Genomic DNA, 14,826 nt, shown 5'->3' with positions numbered 1-14,826 from the left:
TCAGTGCCCTGGTGAATAATCCGGGCTGTGTTACCGTTTCGTCGCGGAAGTGAGCGCGGTAAGCACGGCGTGATCGCGATCGGCCAGTGCAAGACGTTCGGTCAAGTCAACCTCGATGGCCGCGGCTGAATCGACCTTGCCTTGTTGACGATAAAGCGCCGCCAGTTCCGCGCGAAGTGTGAGCCCGCCAGCTGCGGCAGCGCCGCATCGAGCACGCGCCGCGCATCGCGCGGTCTGCCATGTGCCACATGGAGCGCCGCCTGAAAGGGCGCGATGACGTACTCCGGCCAATACTGGTTGCGGTCCCAGGTGGCCTTCAAGCGACCCGCTTGTGGCAGGAGGTTCGCTTCGACCAGCAACGAGCCGGTGGCGGGGTGGGCCCGGTCGAAGTGTCTCGAGAACGCGATCAACCGCTCACGGACAAGTGGCCAGTCGTTTCGTGCCGCCGCGGCCCTGGCCAGGAACTGGTGACGGTCCGTCGTGGTAGGAACGCCAAACACCTCTTCTGCGCGTCGAGTCATCCCGAGATCGAGGTACAACAGGCCCAAGCGGTAGTACCGATATGAAGCGGTGCGTTGGTCGGACATGATATTGCGGCGCATCGTGTCCGCTGCCGCCGCAACGGACGACACGTCCCGACGTTCCCACGCGTCGCACGCGTCGAAGAGGGGCACCCACTGGTCGAGGATCTCGACGAAGCCTCGCGCCTTGCCGTGCGCGAGTTGGTCGAGTTTCTGATGTCGGAGAAGAAGCTCTCGCGCGAGGATGCCTACATGCTGTGCTCGCTGGCCACCAGCCTGCGAGTGACGCAGGCGGTGGACGCCACCAAGGGCATTCACGCGATCCTCGCGAAGTCGATCTTCACGGCGCAATGAGCTGATTCTGACCCGCTATCCTGAGTCCATGACACGTGACGCGGCTCGAGCGTGTCTGAAGGGATGGGCCGAAAAGAACGGCCTGATGCTTGTGGAGACCTTCGATGTCCCCGGCGCCATCGGGACGAACGCCTTGAGGATCAATCCCCAGGGAGAGATTGTCGGGTTCTATGTCGACTCATCCGGCGCGGGTCGAGGGTTCTTGTGGCGACGCGGCACGTTCTCCGACATCGCCTTGCCGGGGACCGTCCTGGATTTCGCCAACGGGATCAATGCCCGCGGAGAGATCGTGGGTCAATATAACGATACGCCCGGCATCCCGCAGCATGGCTACTTTCTGAATCGCCAGGGTTTCGTGGCGATCAACGTCCCAGGCGCGGTCCGCTCCACCGCGTTCGACATCAACGAGCGTGGCGACATCGTCGGGCCTTATGTCGGGGCGAACGGAACGACGCGCCTGTATCTCCTCTCGTCGGGCGTCTTCACAACCATCGACGTGCCAGGAACGCTCGGAACGCTCGGAACCGGGACGGCGGGCTCACTTGCCGGGATCAATGCAAGGGGTGACGTTTCGGCTTGGCCGGATGTACGCGGAGACGAGCGGCCCGTGCGGCATGTTCGCGACCATCTTGTGTACGGCCGCCCGTTCCTCAATGATGACAGCGTCGCGCACCACTGCGCCGACTGGTTGGGCGTAGCCGATGTGCGCCGGCACGGCGCACGCAGGCGTCGCCGCACGCACATTTCTTACCACCGCGCCGCTTTCCGAAGGCCGGGCCATGTATGGGGCATTCAGCCATGAACCGACGTGATTTCGTCCGCCTGACCGCCACCGCTGCCGGTACCACTGCGCTGACAGAAGCCACCGTCTGCGCTCAAATCGCGACGTCTTCACGTCCGGCGGGTCCGCCGTCGGTCGGCAAGGCGCTCATGAAAGCTGGCACCCAGCATGGACACACGGATGCGATTCTGCGTGCCTGTGCCGGCTTCGGTGTGAACAACATCTGCAGCAGCCTGCCATCGCCGAAACTCGATAACGCCTGGACCGTGGATTCGCTGAGCCGGCTCAAGGAGCGCGTCGAGTCGTTCGGTATTTCGCTCGACATGGTGCCCCTGCCGCTGAGCTCGTACGAGATCTCGCGTTCCGAGAGCCCCGCGGTTCTCCTGGGTGGTCCCGATCGGGATCGGCAAATCGACGACATCTGCCAGATGATCCGCAATGCCGCGCGGGCCGGCATCATGCAGGCGAAATACAACCTGACGTTCATCGGCATTCCGCGAACCACGCCGGCCAGAGGCCGGGGACCGTCGACCTACAGCACGTTCGTGTACGCCGAGGGCACGCAGGACCCACCGCTGACGATTGCCGGATCGGTCAATGCGGATCTCTATTGGGAGCGGATCACCTACTTCCTCGAGCGTGTGGTTCCCGTCGCCGAGCAATACAAGGTGCGAATCGGTTGTCATCCGCAGGACCCGGGGATGCCACGCGGAAAGGGCTGGCGCGGCGTCGAAACCGTACTCGGGTCGGTGGACGGTCTGAAGCGCTTCGTCTCCATCAAGGAAAGCCCGTATCACGGCCTGAACTTCTGCCAGGGCACGGTGTCCGAGATGCTGGAGAAACCTGGCGAAGAGATCTTCGACGTCATCCGTTACTTCGGAACGCGCAAGAAGATCTTCAGCGTCCACTTCAGGAACATCGCGGGAGGTTTCCTGAACTTCCGCGAGACGTTCATCGACGACGGCGACGTGAACATGCTCGAGGCCATGCGCGTGTACAAGGAGGTCGGCTACGACGGCATGATGATGCCCGACCACGTGCCGCACGTCGAAGGCGACACCGGACAGGTGCAGGGCTTCGCCTTCGCGTTCGGGTACATCAAGGCGCTGATTGCGGCTGTGAATGCGGAGGGATGTTGAGCGGGGCGTGTATCAGCCCGCCAATTGCTCACCCGATACCGCGTCTTGTACATCGGGTGAACCCTCGACTTCATTCCACGATCATGCCCGGGGGGCCGCCTGCACGCCAACGGACGCACGCCGTTTGCCGACCGGAGGGCTCAGCAGCCGTGCACCAACGCCCCCTCATGGCGCTGCCGGCAACAGCACCGCCTTGGCGCGATCGACGGCGCGCCTGCGCGTCTCGAGGCCGAGCATCCCGCCCGAGATCCGTCGCGTGATGCCGGTGACGTCGTCGGCATCCGCGAGCTTGCTGAGACCACGCTGCACCCAGAACGCGGCGGCGGTTCGCGCCGCGACGTCCGGCCGCGCCGCGAGCTCCGGGTTGTCCACGAGGTTCAGCTTCAGCAACTGACCAAGCTGCGTGTAATTGCGCCGGCCGACGATCTGGAAGATGCCGCGCCCGAGATACTTCTTGCCGTCGCCCGGCTCGGTGTTGCCAAGGCTGCTGGCGAGTGCGGCAGGCGGCTCGTAACGCCGCTGTGCCGACGTCGGTCCCCATTGCTCCTGCAGATAGCGCAGGTCGCCGCTCTCGAACGACACCTGCCCGAGGAAATGCCCGACGCGAAGTTGCGTGTTGATGTCGAACTCCACCATGGCGTCGTTCAGCGGGGCCAGGAATGCGCTCCGTGAGGCCACCGTGCTCGCGGGCATGATCTTCTCGAGATCCGCGAGCGTCAGGCGCGCGACCGCGGACTCGTTGCCCGCGCGTGGACCGGGCGGCTTGGTCACGTCCGTCGCAGGAGCGGTCCCTGGTGGCGCGGTCGCCACTGCGCCCGGCGGTGCTGCTCCCGCCGGCTCCGCTTCGACGCCCGGCACGGGCGTGGGAGCCGCGGCAGCCGTCGTCGCGTCCGGCACCAGTACCGGCCTTGAGGCGGTGGGCGATGGCGGAGGCGGCGGCGGAACCGGGCGAGGGTCGCTGGGTGTGGCCGCGGCCGCGGGGGCCGCGCCGCCAGCGGTCGGCGTGACAGGAGATGCGGTCTCGCGTCGCGCCAGCTGCTCGTCGAGCCGCCGCGCCGACTCTTCTGCCTGCGCCTGGGCGAGCTGCGCACGTGCCTCGGCCTGGGCGGCCTGGTCGGCGGAACGACGTGCCCGCACTGCAAAGTAGGTGGCCGTGAAGGCGAGCGCCACGACCAGCAGTGCGAACGCCGTCATCGCCAGCAACTGCCGCCGTGCCCGCCGTGCCGAGTCCTCGGCAGCCGTCGCGCGCTGGATCACGGCGCGGCGCTGTTGTTCGGCGGCAACACGCATTTGCTCTTCGCGAGCCTGCTGCGCCTCGGTGCTCAGCTCGATGAACGACGTCGTCCGCTGGAACTCGGTCTCCGGCGCCACCGGTGAATATCGAGAGGCCCATGCGGCCGTGGGCCGCCACCCGCGGTCACCCAGCTTCGGGTCGCCCTTCAGCCATTCGACGGCGCGCGCAAGCGTCACGCCCTCGAGCAGGCCGGCGCGCTCGTGCTCGTGCTCGAGCGCACGGTCACGCCAGCGCAGATAATCGTTGCGCCGGCGAGCCTCGGCATCCACCCAGCGCGCGAGCCGGTGCCACTGCCGCATCAGCGCCTCGTGCGCGAGATCGATGACGCTGTGGCTGTTCAGCTCGGGTCCATGTTGTAACAGGCTCACGCCTGGCGCGGAAAAGGCACCGACGATGGGCACGAGCGGCTGCCAGTCCGCCCCCAATCCGCAGGCATGTGCGATGCGCGCGAGTCGCTGCGGGCGACGCACGTCCTGCCCGCCGTCGGCCGCGCCGCGCCGTTCGGTGATCGCCGCGAAGAGCGATTCGACCAGTCCGATGCGTTCCTCGCCGATGACGCCCAGCACGTCGCGCAGCACGGCTTCCGCGTGCTGATCGAGCGCGCCAGAGAGCCCGCCCACCTCGTGCGCCTCATCCCATCCGACGTGTGGCGCCTGCGGGTTGCGTCCGGCCGCAATCGCCCACATGCGTGAGAGCGCATGCTGGAGCACCGGCAGCTGATCGGAGTTCGTGCGGGTGGCGTTGATCAACTCGGTCATGAGCGCCACATCCACCGAGCCGCCGAACACCTGCGCCGGTCCTTCGATGGCCAGTTCCATCTCGGCACGCGTCAGCCGCGGCGTGAGGTACTGGGCGCGGTTGATTGCATCTGGCAACAGGGGGAAGCGCACGCAGTTGCCGAGGAAGTCCGTGCGCATCGTCAGTACGACGTAGATGTGTGCGTCGCTGACCGCGCGCGCCTCGAGCAGCAGGTTCACGAACAGGTCGGAGTCGTCGGCGTGTTCCTCGTCAGCCTCTGCGTACGTGAAGATTTCCTCGAACTGATCGACGACGACCAGCAGGTTCGCGCGCGGGCCGTCCGCGTTCGTCGGCGCGAGGGCCTCGGCGCTTGCGTGCAGCAGGCCCAGCGGACCGCGCCGCAACTCCGCTTCGACCATCGCCGTGAGGTCGGTCGTCCTGCCAGGGGCGGAAGAGGGCGTCGATCCGAGTGAGGCGCCGAACACGCCAGGTCGAAGCAGCGCGCTCGCCAGGCTGCGCATCGGCTCACTGCCGGGACGCAGCACAGCGATACGCCAGTCGGTGCCCGATCCGAGGTTACCCATCTCCAGGGCGGGCAACAGGCCCGCGCGCATGAGACTGCTCTTGCCCGAACCTGAAGGGCCGACGATGGCCAGGAAGTGCTCCCGCTTGAGAATCTCGAGGAGACGATCTGTATGCGTCTCGCGGCCGAAGAAGAGATCGGCTTCGTGCGACGCAAACGGCCGCAACCCCGGATAAGGCGAGGCGTGGCGCCCGGTGTCATGCATGGGCTGCGCTTGCTTCCGTGCCGCCGCTCCGCAGCGTATCGAGGAAAAGTTTCAGTGGTTCCGGCGCGACGCCGTTGCGGCAGTCGAGCAGGACCACGTTGTGGCTGCGCACGCCGTGATCGGGCTGTCCGCCTGGCGGCCCATCGAGCAGTGCGCCCCACACGCCGCGTCTCGTGCGCGCCAGCAGTTTGCGCGCCGCCTGGACCTGTGCCTGCACCCAGCTGGGCGGCGTGGAGCCATAGATGATCACGACGCCGTGACTCGCGCCAAGGATCGTCTCGTAGTCCTGCCGCCACTGCGCTGGCGGCTGATCGGGCGCGGGTTCCGGGGTCAGGCTGACATCGGCGCCCAGCGTGAAAAGCACGTCGCGCACCCGCTGCCCGAGCTCACGGTCCGGCCCGTCCGCGCTCACACAGATCGAGAGCGCTCCCATCGTGGCGCTTTCCGGGGCGGCGATGGGACGGCTCAAGGTGTCGACGAACGGCTTGGGCGCCAGTCGCGACAGCACGTGCCTCTGGAAGTCCTCGAGGCCGCCAGCGGCGGCGCCGGTCAACAGCTGCGCGTACTCGGGATTCGTGATGGTCCCGAGCTGGACGTCCGGCGATCGCCACAACGAAAACGCCTGCGAGCGGTTGGTACTCGTGGCTCGCGCGGCGGCCGCCTGGAGCATCGTGTATGGCAATTCGCTCCAGGACGGCCTGCGTCCCGGATGCGGTCCGAGCAGCTGGACGAACGTGTCGGCCGCCGTGAGATCGGCCTCGAGAGCAGCGCGATAGTCGTCCTCCCGCGCCGTGGGATACTCGCCGGGCGCCGAGGGCCTGACGGTGTACCCCTGCTGGCGCAGCGCACCTGCGAGTCGCTCCCACGACTCGAGCACATGGTCGGTGGGGTCGGCGATCCAGACACAGCGCGCGTCGTCGTCGCGGGTGACAGCGCCGGCTGCCTGAAGCCGGGCGGACACGAAGTGCGAGAGCTCGTTCAGCGCGCGCCAGTAGGGGCGATCCTGCGCGGGATCGGCCACGGGCCAGCCGAGCGGCATCGCCGTCGGGTCATCGAACCCCTGTGCCCAGAACTTGCGCGCCGAGAGGTTGCGGATCCCCCGCGGCCACTCCTCCCGCGACGTTGGCGACATTTCCAGGAGGAACACGCGCTCGCCCTGCTCGCCGGCATGCGCGATGAAGGCATCCAGCTCCTTTCTGCACCACGGCGATTCGAGGTAGCGCGGTGAGAGCACGGCGACGAAGCACTCGGCACGTCGAACGCGGTCGCGCAATGCTCCATCGACCTGTTTCTCCGGCTCGAGACGGTGATCCATCCACACGGCGACGCGGCTGCCGCCGCGGCGCATCATCAGCGACTTCTCGAGCCTGTCTGCAAGCGCAGTGACCCAGCCGGGAGTGTCTTCGGCGAATGGCAGGTCATCGGCGTGCGCGTAACTGATGAACACTTCGGACATGGGCGCGTGGCACCGACCGAACGGACGAGGATGGGCTTGTTTGTATCCCGTTCAACCGTCAACGTCAACAGCGGTGTACCGCGATCGAGCCCAATGCTGGGCGCCGCCAGGTGCATGAGCGAGGACTCGGAGATCTCGACCAGCAAAAACGTGGTCTGGGCTGCCCTATCTCGGTCCGGGCTCACGGTAGTTTTGCGTATTCCGCTCGTGCTTCGTTGACCATCGGGATCCCGGGATCGGCGTCTTTCCACAGCGTAAAGAGATCGTCGTAGGCGCTTTTCGCCTTCGCGGTTTCGCCCGAGAGCACGAGCGCTCTGGCCAGCTGCAGCCGCGCCATGGCGTCCATCGGATCGACGAGGACGATGCTGCCGTGATCGAGAATCCGTCGGAACTCCGCGGCTGCAGCCGTGGGCTGTTGCGCCGCAAGATAGGCCAGGCCGCGAACGTAGACGGGGTACAGGCCGCCGAAGCGTCCGGTGAAGCCGACGCCGCCCAGTGCGAGGTCGTAGCGCGAGGCGGTCTGCAGCGCTTGAATCGCCGCCGCCGAATCATGCGTGCTCAATGCGAACAGGGCCCGAAGCGTCGGGAGGTACATGAATTGAACAAACGTATCCTCGGGGAACTGGCGCGCGAGATCCTCGGCCAGGGCTCGCGATTGCGGCAGATCACCTGCGAGGGCCAGCGCGAACGCAGCGGCATAGTCCACTTCGCGGCCCCTTCCGAGATCGAGCGCCCTGGTGGCGCTGTGCCGCGCGGCGGCCGCGTTTCCGTAAAACGCTTCCCATACGGCCGTGGCCGCTGCGAACAAGCCGGCCCGTTCACGTCGACCCGACCGCTGTGCGATCTCGACCGGCATGGCGGCCATCGACCGCGCCTCGTGCAAGCGGCCGGAGCGAGCCATCGCCAGCGCTTCCAGGTGCGACATGATGTCTTCCGCGGCGGGGTTCTTCCTGGCGATCGCCGCCGAACGTCTGAGTTCGCCGTCGGCGCCTTTCAGGTAGGCAACGAAATACGGAATCACGGCAAGCCACTCGCCGCCCTGCAGCTTGCGCTCCGCCGCGCGACCAACCGTCAGCAGGGCCTCGTCGATACGATTCAGGAAGACCTGATTGAGGGCCTTATTGACGTACGCAGGCGTCAGTTCGGGATCCAGCGCGATGGCCTTGTCGGCTTCGGCGATTGACAGCTCGTATTGACCGGTGCTCGTCAGGGCAAGACCGCCGACCAATCCGTGAGGACGTGCATCGCGCGGGTAGCTCTCGGCCCACGATTCCAGGGTCCGTCGCTCGCGTTCCAGATTGCCGGTGAAATCGCGGTCGTACAGCGTGTCGATGTAGAAGCGCTCGACGTCGCTGGCCCGCTTGCGCAGCTCGAAGGCCTTGCGTGTGCTCGGGCGCGCCAGGGCCGACTCTCCCACGATGCTGTAGCCGAATCCAACCTGCGCATGGGCCATCGCAAAATCGGGATCGATCTCGGTCGCACGCTGGAAGAGCGGCTGGGCCCTTACCGGGCCTTCCGAAATGAGCCCTCTCCATGCGGCGCTGTAGGCCTTCAGCGCCTCGAGGGACGGGGTTGTCGCCTCCTCGAGCGGCGTCGAGTGTTTCTCGATGGTAGCGAGCGATTCTCCAACTCGCGTTCGAAAACGGACTGCAATGTGACTCAGCGCACTCAGGACTTCTTCCTTCCGCGCCGCCTGCGCCTGCTCGTCGGCGAGGACGTCGCCGGTCGTGCAGTTCTTCGCGCGCAGGCCGAGGACGTACTGACTGCCGAGACTCGCGATGGATCCTTCCAGGATCGCGGCGCTTGCAGTCCGAGCGCAGACGCCCTGGGCGATGTCGGATGTCAGGCGGGCATCCCCTGGAAGATTCATCAATGCCATGGTCTTCCGGATCCGGGCGTCCGAGATCAGGCTGAGGAATGGCGATTGCTGGAGCTGTACCGCGAGTCCCTGCCGTAGCGTGTCGTCGAAGACGGGATCGCCGGTCGTGTTGGTGAATTCGGCGATCACGATCGTGTCCCTGTCGGTGAGTTTCGGGGCACGGTGAAGGACGACGTAGGCGGCCGCTGCCGACAGGGCCAGCACCGCCGCGGAGGCGACGGCGACACGTGTCGCACGCCTGCTGGGCGCGATCGACGCCAGTTGATGCTGCAACTCCGCAGCCGATTGCCATCGTCGGGCGGGGTCTTCTTCGAGGCATCGGCTGACGATCTGCTCCAGCTTCCGGGACGGCATGCGCCTGCGCTGGAGGGCGACTCGCGCGCCGGTCAACATCTCATACAGCACGCAGCCGAATGCATACAGGTCGGCGCGCGCATCGGCCGACTAGCGATCACGCTGCTCGGGTGCCATGTAGCCGGGTGTGCCCATCACCGGCCGGCTGGCGCTCACCGTCTCGTCGCCTCCCGATTTCGCCAGCCCGAAATCCAGCACCTTGATGCCGGACCTGGCGATCATGATGTTGCCCGGTTTGAGATCGCGGTGAACGATGCCCTTGGCATGCGCCTCGGCCAGCGGCTACAATCTGGGAGGCGTACGGGAGCGTCGTGTGCAGCGGCAACGCTCCACGTTTGAGCCGTGCCGCCAGCGTTTCCCCCTCCACCAGCTCCATCACCAGATAGTTCGCGCCGACATCGTGGACCGTACAGATGTTCGGATGGTTCAGCGCGGCAATCGCCCGCGCTTCCCGCTCGAACCGCGCGCTGAACTCCTCCCTGGTGATCTTGATCGCGACAGCGCGACCCAATCGTGTGTCGATCGCGCGGAAGACTTCGCCCATGCCACCTTCGCCGAGCTTGTGGTCGATGGAGTAGGGACCGAGGCGCGCTCCCACATCCAGGGTAACGGGCACCGGACCTTCCAGCAGGTCGCGGGCGTGCTCGAGGACCGGACGATCCAGGAACTCGGCGCCGGTCCGATCCGACAGAAGCGACTCGACCTGGTGGCGCAACTCGGGGTCTGCTCGCGCCAGCAGCGCCGCCCGCTCCTCGGCCGGTGCTTCATGCGCTGCGTGATAGAGCGCTTCGACAAGGCGGAACCAGTCCGAACTCATGGGGCAGCAATGAACCGGATTCTACGTGTTCAGCTCGCGGGACAGACAGGCTTTGGCGAAATCCCAGTCGCGTCTGACGGTGCGTGGTGAGATGTCGAGCGCCGCGACAATCTCCTCCTCGGTCAAGCCGCCGAAATAACGCAGTTCGACGACCATGGCCTGCCGCGGCGCAAGGCGGGAGAAGGCTGTGAGCGCCTCGTCCAGCGCGAGGATCGACCGGTCGGGCGACGGCGACAACACCGCCGTGTCGTCGATGTTCACTCGGACTGCCGAACCGCCTCGCTTCTTCGCAGCACGGGCGCGCGCCGCGTCCACCAGGATGCGCCGCATCATCTGCGCCGCCATCGCGTAGAACTGTGCGCGCTCGCGACAGTCGAACCTGCGCACGTCGACGAGCCGCAGGTACACCTCGTGGATCAACGCGGTGGACTGCAGGGTGTTGGCCTGGCGTTCGTTCTTCATGTACCGGCGAGCGATCCGGCGCAGTTCGGGATAGACCTGCTCCGCCAGCCGATCGAGCGCCCCGTGATCGCCGCCGCTCCACGCCCTCAGGAGATTGGTGATGTCTCCAGCGGCTTCCTCGATAGCTGGGCGGTCGTCAGGATCGGGCACGAAGGAACTCTCCTGGAGCCATGGCCGCTCTGGGTGCGGGTTTGCGCCTGTACCGGTGAAAGGAAGAACCGGCGGTCAGAGTGTCCTCCAAAAACAACGCGTTTGGCACCACCGGCGCTTTTGGCGCGGCGAAATGCCAGGGCGATTCCAACTGGGCACCCGGCCACCGGCTCGAGGTGACGCACATGACAACAAGAACCAGATGCCAGCTCTACGTGTCGGCCGCAGCGATGATGGTGACGGCGGCGATTGCCGCTCCAGCGGCGGCGCAGGCCTCCTGCGAAGGCCTGGCGCCCGGCTGCTTCAAGGGCAGCTTCCTGGGACAGGACACCCATGAGGTCGTGCCCGAGGGCGCCACATCGGTGGTGATCACTACGACAGCGACCGGCGTTGGGAGTCGGCTGGGGCGATTCTCATTGGTCCGCGAAGTCACCGGCGATCTCGTGACCTTCGGCGCGGCAGGGTCGGCTCGCTGGGTCGCGGCCAACGGCGACAGCATCGAGACGACGGTCGACGGGCACGCATACGTCTCGGATTTGCCCGGCGGGTACCTATTTGTCACCGAAAAACACACCATCGTGGGCGGCACCGGCCGACTCACCGGAGCCGAGGGGATCTTCACGGTGGAGCTGTTCCATCGCTTCGAACCCAGTAGTGTCATCGATGGCGTCCAAGCGCACGACGTGTTCGGCTCGTTCCACGGGACCATCACGTTCCGCGGCGCAAGTCGCTGACGGGCAGCCCGCGCGGAGAAGGGGTGCCAAGTCGAGGAGTGGCGCCCCTTCCCCGATGCCAACCACAACCTTCAGGCGAGGAATCCAGCCTTGTATCTCGAATCCGTGAAGGCGTTCCTGGCTCGATGACGCGACGCCAGTCGCCATTTCGCATGGCTGTGACAGGCGCTGGCAGGCCTTAGAGGTGACCAACGGCACCGGCGGCCCGGGGCGTTGGTGCATGACGCGATCTGGAGATCGCACTCCCCCAACCCACGGCTTGTCACCGAGTGATCGCACCCTCGGGGTGGACACACGGGCCAGGCGGCAGAAGTTCGGCTTGCACATCTATTCTACCGCACGAACCGCCCACAAGTAAGGTTTGACGGCGCGGACCTTTCGGTCGCATCTTCGGGTTCTCTCAGCAAGCTGTGAGGTGAGCATGAGCATCGCACCAGCATGGGAATGTCACCGTTCCGTCGAAGCTGAAGTGCCAGCGTCGGTCGCTTGGGCGTTCATGACAGACATCAGCAACTGGAACGACCCACCCGCGGAGTTTGCTTTGGAGGGCCAATTCGTTGAGGGCACGCGAGGCACGACCCAGATGCCGGGACGGCCACTGGCCTCCTGGACCATTCGTGACGTAGAACCTGGCCGTGGCTACACGATTGAAGGCGGCTCCTTCTTGGAACGAGCGGTGCTCCTTGCCCACTGGCGGTTCGATCCGCTGTCGGAGCGCACGGCACGACTCACACAACGGATCGAATTGCTCGGTGAGAATGCCGCCGCCTACGTCGACGAAATCAAGTCGCTATTCGAGCCGAACCTGGAGTCAGGGTTACGAAGGATCGCGCAGAGAATGGCGGCATCACGGTAGCGCCATTGCGGCCCGATTGGCCGCGCAATCATCCTGGAGGCCTGAATGTTTCCGACGACACTCGCACCCTCCCGTCTCACGCTGATCCTGACGACGCTCGTCGCGCTCGGCCCTTCCCTCACGGCCGCACGAGGTCAAGCGTGTGGCTCCGATATCCGCCCTATCGAGGTCAATCAGACCACGCTCCACTACTTCGAGTGCGGCGAGGGTGAGCCGATCGTGTTCGTTCACGGCACCCTCGGGGATCTGAACGTGTTCCGAACACAGGCGCAAACCTTCGCAACTCGCTTCCGGGTCATCTCCTACAGCCGGCGATATCACCCGCCCAACGCTCCACCTCAGGCTCACGATGTCGATGCGCTGAGCGCTCAAGCGGCCGACCTTGGAGCGCTGGTAAAGGAACTGAAGGCCACTCCAGCACATCTCGTTGCGCACTCCCACGGCGCGTCCGTCGCGCTCGCGCTGGCAGTGGAACATCCCGAACTCGTCCGCAGCCTCGTTCTCGGCGAGCCGCCCGTCCTCTCTCTCCTCTCTCGCACGGCCGTGGGAGAAGCCACGAGGCAGTCGGCGCTCAGACAGGTCATCGAGCCAGCGCGGAAAGCGTTGGAGAGCGGGAATCGCGAGGAAGGTCTGCGACTATTCGCCGGACCTGGCTCCTTCGACAACTTCCCACCATCCGTACGAAAGGAGTTGGTGGAAAAGCAGGCGCCAGCGCTCCGATTGCACCTGACCGAGATGTCCGCCCTCATGCCTCCCTTCGACTGTGGGGATCTGGGGAAGTTGAAGCTCCCGACGCTCCTGGTGACGGGAGAGCGAAGTCCGGCGATGTTCCTCCTCATCACGGCGGAACTCGAAGGCTGCCTCGAAGGTGAGTCGCACGTGATGGTGCCGGAGGCAGGACATGGGATGCACAGCGACAATCCCACCTTCTACAATCAGACTGTCCTGGCGTTCCTGCAGCGACGCTAGCTCGGGCACGGACGGACCGCCCCACCTCCTCGGTGCCGGTGAGGGCGCAGGCGAAGCCAACGCGCTTCTCGACCTCTGGACGAGGCCCACCGCCCGAAGCCAGCGAGCCGAAGCGATCGCGAGTGGCCGAGGCGCACGAGAGGTGAACCGGTCGACAGCCAGAGCAGACGAGCACCGCCTCGTCCTTCATCACAATCCAGCGCACGAGAACGACGCATACTGTAGAAACTCGCTCGAACGCGTACTCCTTACTAGCGCGCCGCTCCGAACGCCGGCGGCATGGGACCCTCAGATCATCGTATTCACGTTCTTCGTGGCTGGTGTCAGGGACCGGAATTCGCAACTGATTGGTGACATCAGCGTGATCTCGAGCAGCGGACAACTCGCCGCCGTACAGCAGGGCGCGGCTGCGTTGCTGGAGTTCAACGGAGCTTCTGCAATTCCTCTCCCGAAATGAGCCGTCCGCCCAGAACGACGGCCGCCACGCGGCGCGTGTTGGCGATGTTTGCCAACGGGTCCGCCTCGAGCAGGACCAGGTTGGCCTTCTTGCCCACTTCAACCGTGCCCTCGTCAGGAAGGCGCCCGGTGAATTCAGCGGCGTTCCGGGTTGCCGCCTGCAGCGCTTCCGGAGGCGTCATGCCGGCGTGCACCAACGCCACCAGCTCGTCGTGGAGGGCAGGTGGTGCTCCGGTTGAGGCGGGCAGATCGCTTCCGGCCAACACCTTGACTCCAGCCTTTCGCATATCGGCGAACATCTCGACCGTCTTCTTCGCGGCGATGTCCGTGGCCGCGGCAGCGTCGGGGTTGAGTTGAGCCCGGCGCGCATCCCAGACGCTGCGGAGCGCGCCAAACGTTGGGACCTGCCACGTGCCGTTCTTCTTGAACGCGCTGAACAACGCGGCTGCCTTGCGCCGGTCGTAGGTCTGCACAAGTCTCGTCAGAAAATCTGACCGGTACAATGTCTCGTCCGGAGAGGGCCCGCCGGCCAGAGCCCTTGAGAGCGCGTCCCGAACCTCAGACGTCAACCCCGCTTCGGCCGAGGAACAGGCGATCAGCACGTTGCGGAAGCCAGCACTTCCAAAGTGCTCGATGCTTCGCTGCCCAGCCTGTGTGGCTTCGAGAGCCGTCACCGACACCGGGAGATGGCCGGCAAACGGCAAAGCGAGGTGCTTCGCTTCACTCGCGACCGCGAAATAGGCATCGCGGGTGAGCGTGTCCCCGACCTTGATGAAATCGACGCCTTTCGCCTGCAAGTCATCTACAACTTGCTTAGCGTCCGCATCGGTCACCGTTCGAACGAGCGGCGGCGTTCTGAACGGCAATGGGCGCTGCAAGATTGGCCCGGCTGCGACGATCTGGGGGCCAACCAAGGTGCCGTCGGTGGTCTCGCGCCGAAGACGAAGGATCTCGTCGACGGGCGACGCCATATCCCGTACGCCAGTGATGCCGTATGCGACCAGCCGAGGCAGGATCTTCGTGCCTTCGTCGTGCCCACCGATGTGGACGTGCATATCCACAGGCCGGGGATCAGATG

Annotated in this window: 13 protein-coding genes and 1 pseudogene; 6 read left to right on the top strand and 8 right to left on the bottom strand. The window is 65.6% G+C overall.

The annotated features are described in order from the left end of the window. Positions 1 to 101: 101 nt before the first annotated feature. Positions 102 to 587, bottom strand: a complete 486-nt coding sequence (locus LuPra_RS12595) for a hypothetical protein (RefSeq protein WP_157899085.1) — start codon at positions 585 to 587, stop codon at positions 102 to 104. On the opposite strand from LuPra_RS12595, the gene LuPra_RS12590 reads away from it, so the two are divergent. The 3 genes from LuPra_RS12590 (at position 576) to LuPra_RS12580 (ending at position 2,795) form a co-directional block, all read left to right on the top strand. Further along, positions 576 to 875 carry a hypothetical protein gene (locus tag LuPra_RS12590; protein WP_110171068.1) on the top strand — a complete coding sequence of 100 codons (300 nt, stop codon included), beginning with the start codon at positions 576 to 578 and terminating at the stop codon, positions 873 to 875. The genes LuPra_RS12595 and LuPra_RS12590 overlap by 12 nt on opposite strands. A 28-nt stretch (positions 876 to 903) precedes the next feature. Next, positions 904 to 1,677, top strand: coding sequence for a hypothetical protein (locus LuPra_RS12585; RefSeq protein ID WP_110171067.1), 774 nt, complete (start codon positions 904 to 906; stop codon positions 1,675 to 1,677). A 128-nt stretch (positions 1,678 to 1,805) separates the two neighbouring features. Continuing rightward, complete coding sequence (locus tag LuPra_RS12580) at positions 1,806 to 2,795, top strand: mannonate dehydratase (RefSeq protein ID WP_418001413.1); 990 nt, start codon at positions 1,806 to 1,808, stop codon at positions 2,793 to 2,795. A 165-nt stretch (positions 2,796 to 2,960) separates the two neighbouring features. On the opposite strand, the gene LuPra_RS33170 is transcribed toward LuPra_RS12580, so the two are convergent. From LuPra_RS33170 to LuPra_RS12555, 6 genes and pseudogenes are all read right to left on the bottom strand, one after another. After that, positions 2,961 to 5,615, bottom strand: coding sequence for an nSTAND1 domain-containing NTPase (locus LuPra_RS33170; protein WP_234800860.1), 2,655 nt, complete (start codon positions 5,613 to 5,615; stop codon positions 2,961 to 2,963). Next, entirely contained in the window at positions 5,608 to 7,071 is a 1,464-nt protein-coding gene (locus LuPra_RS12570; RefSeq protein WP_110171065.1) for a toll/interleukin-1 receptor domain-containing protein, read from the bottom strand. The genes LuPra_RS33170 and LuPra_RS12570 overlap by 8 nt, the downstream gene beginning before the upstream one ends. Before the next feature lie 181 nt (positions 7,072 to 7,252). Beyond that, positions 7,253 to 9,355 carry a hypothetical protein gene (locus LuPra_RS12565; RefSeq protein WP_157899084.1) on the bottom strand — a complete coding sequence of 701 codons (2,103 nt, stop codon included), beginning with the start codon at positions 9,353 to 9,355 and terminating at the stop codon, positions 7,253 to 7,255. A gap of 39 nt (positions 9,356 to 9,394) precedes the next feature. After that, a complete protein-coding gene (locus LuPra_RS34435) occupies positions 9,395 to 9,526 on the bottom strand; it encodes a hypothetical protein (RefSeq protein ID WP_418001401.1) in 132 nt (43 codons plus the stop codon). 67 nt (positions 9,527 to 9,593) lie between these two features. Then, a pseudogene (locus LuPra_RS12560) lies at positions 9,594 to 10,121 on the bottom strand (protein kinase domain-containing protein); the annotation flags it as partial. 21 nt (positions 10,122 to 10,142) lie between these two features. Then, positions 10,143 to 10,733 carry an ECF-type sigma factor gene (locus tag LuPra_RS12555; protein WP_234800859.1) on the bottom strand — a complete coding sequence of 197 codons (591 nt, stop codon included), beginning with the start codon at positions 10,731 to 10,733 and terminating at the stop codon, positions 10,143 to 10,145. A gap of 185 nt (positions 10,734 to 10,918) precedes the next feature. Here LuPra_RS12555 and LuPra_RS12550 point away from each other — a divergent pair, with 185 nt between their 5' ends. The 3 genes from LuPra_RS12550 to LuPra_RS12540 all read left to right on the top strand — a co-directional run bounded on the left by LuPra_RS12550 (position 10,919) and on the right by LuPra_RS12540 (position 13,292). Further along, complete coding sequence (locus LuPra_RS12550) at positions 10,919 to 11,467, top strand: hypothetical protein (RefSeq protein ID WP_157899083.1); 549 nt, start codon at positions 10,919 to 10,921, stop codon at positions 11,465 to 11,467. 421 nt (positions 11,468 to 11,888) lie between these two features. Continuing rightward, positions 11,889 to 12,323: an SRPBCC family protein gene (locus LuPra_RS12545; RefSeq protein WP_110171061.1), complete on the top strand. Its 435-nt coding sequence runs from the start codon at positions 11,889 to 11,891 to the stop codon at positions 12,321 to 12,323. A gap of 45 nt (positions 12,324 to 12,368) precedes the next feature. After that, entirely contained in the window at positions 12,369 to 13,292 is a 924-nt protein-coding gene (locus LuPra_RS12540) for an alpha/beta fold hydrolase (RefSeq protein ID WP_110171060.1), read from the top strand. Positions 13,293 to 13,714: 422 nt separating this feature from the next. On the opposite strand, the gene LuPra_RS12535 is transcribed toward LuPra_RS12540, so the two are convergent. After that, positions 13,715 to 14,803: an amidohydrolase family protein gene (locus LuPra_RS12535; RefSeq protein WP_110171059.1), complete on the bottom strand. Its 1,089-nt coding sequence runs from the start codon at positions 14,801 to 14,803 to the stop codon at positions 13,715 to 13,717. Between the last annotated feature and the right edge of the window lie 23 nt (positions 14,804 to 14,826).

Origin of the sequence: Luteitalea pratensis (assembly GCF_001618865.1) — a bacterium.
Classification (GTDB): domain Bacteria; phylum Acidobacteriota; class Vicinamibacteria; order Vicinamibacterales; family Vicinamibacteraceae; genus Luteitalea; species Luteitalea pratensis.
The sequence above is the reverse complement of the archived record's forward strand: the minus strand, read 5'-3'. Positions and strand labels throughout refer to the sequence as shown.

Bases quoted from the DNA above. Each gene is read 5' to 3' on its own strand.
- LuPra_RS12595 (WP_157899085.1), bottom strand. From the start codon at position 587: ATGTCCGACCAACGCACCGCTTCATATCGGTACTACCGCTTGGGCCTG.
- LuPra_RS12585 (WP_110171067.1), top strand. From the start codon at position 904: ATGACACGTGACGCGGCTCGAGCGTGTCTGAAGGGATGGGCCGAAAAG.
- LuPra_RS12580 (WP_418001413.1), top strand. From the start codon at position 1,806: ATGAAAGCTGGCACCCAGCATGGACACACGGATGCGATTCTGCGTGCC.
- LuPra_RS33170 (WP_234800860.1), bottom strand. From the start codon at position 5,615: ATGCATGACACCGGGCGCCACGCCTCGCCTTATCCGGGGTTGCGGCCG.
- LuPra_RS12570 (WP_110171065.1), bottom strand. From the start codon at position 7,071: ATGTCCGAAGTGTTCATCAGTTACGCGCACGCCGATGACCTGCCATTC.
- LuPra_RS34435 (WP_418001401.1), bottom strand. From the start codon at position 9,526: ATGATCGCCAGGTCCGGCATCAAGGTGCTGGATTTCGGGCTGGCGAAA.
- LuPra_RS12550 (WP_157899083.1), top strand. From the start codon at position 10,919: ATGACAACAAGAACCAGATGCCAGCTCTACGTGTCGGCCGCAGCGATG.
- LuPra_RS12545 (WP_110171061.1), top strand. From the start codon at position 11,889: ATGAGCATCGCACCAGCATGGGAATGTCACCGTTCCGTCGAAGCTGAA.
- LuPra_RS12540 (WP_110171060.1), top strand. From the start codon at position 12,369: ATGTTTCCGACGACACTCGCACCCTCCCGTCTCACGCTGATCCTGACG.
- LuPra_RS12535 (WP_110171059.1), bottom strand. From the start codon at position 14,803: ATGCACGTCCACATCGGTGGGCACGACGAAGGCACGAAGATCCTGCCT.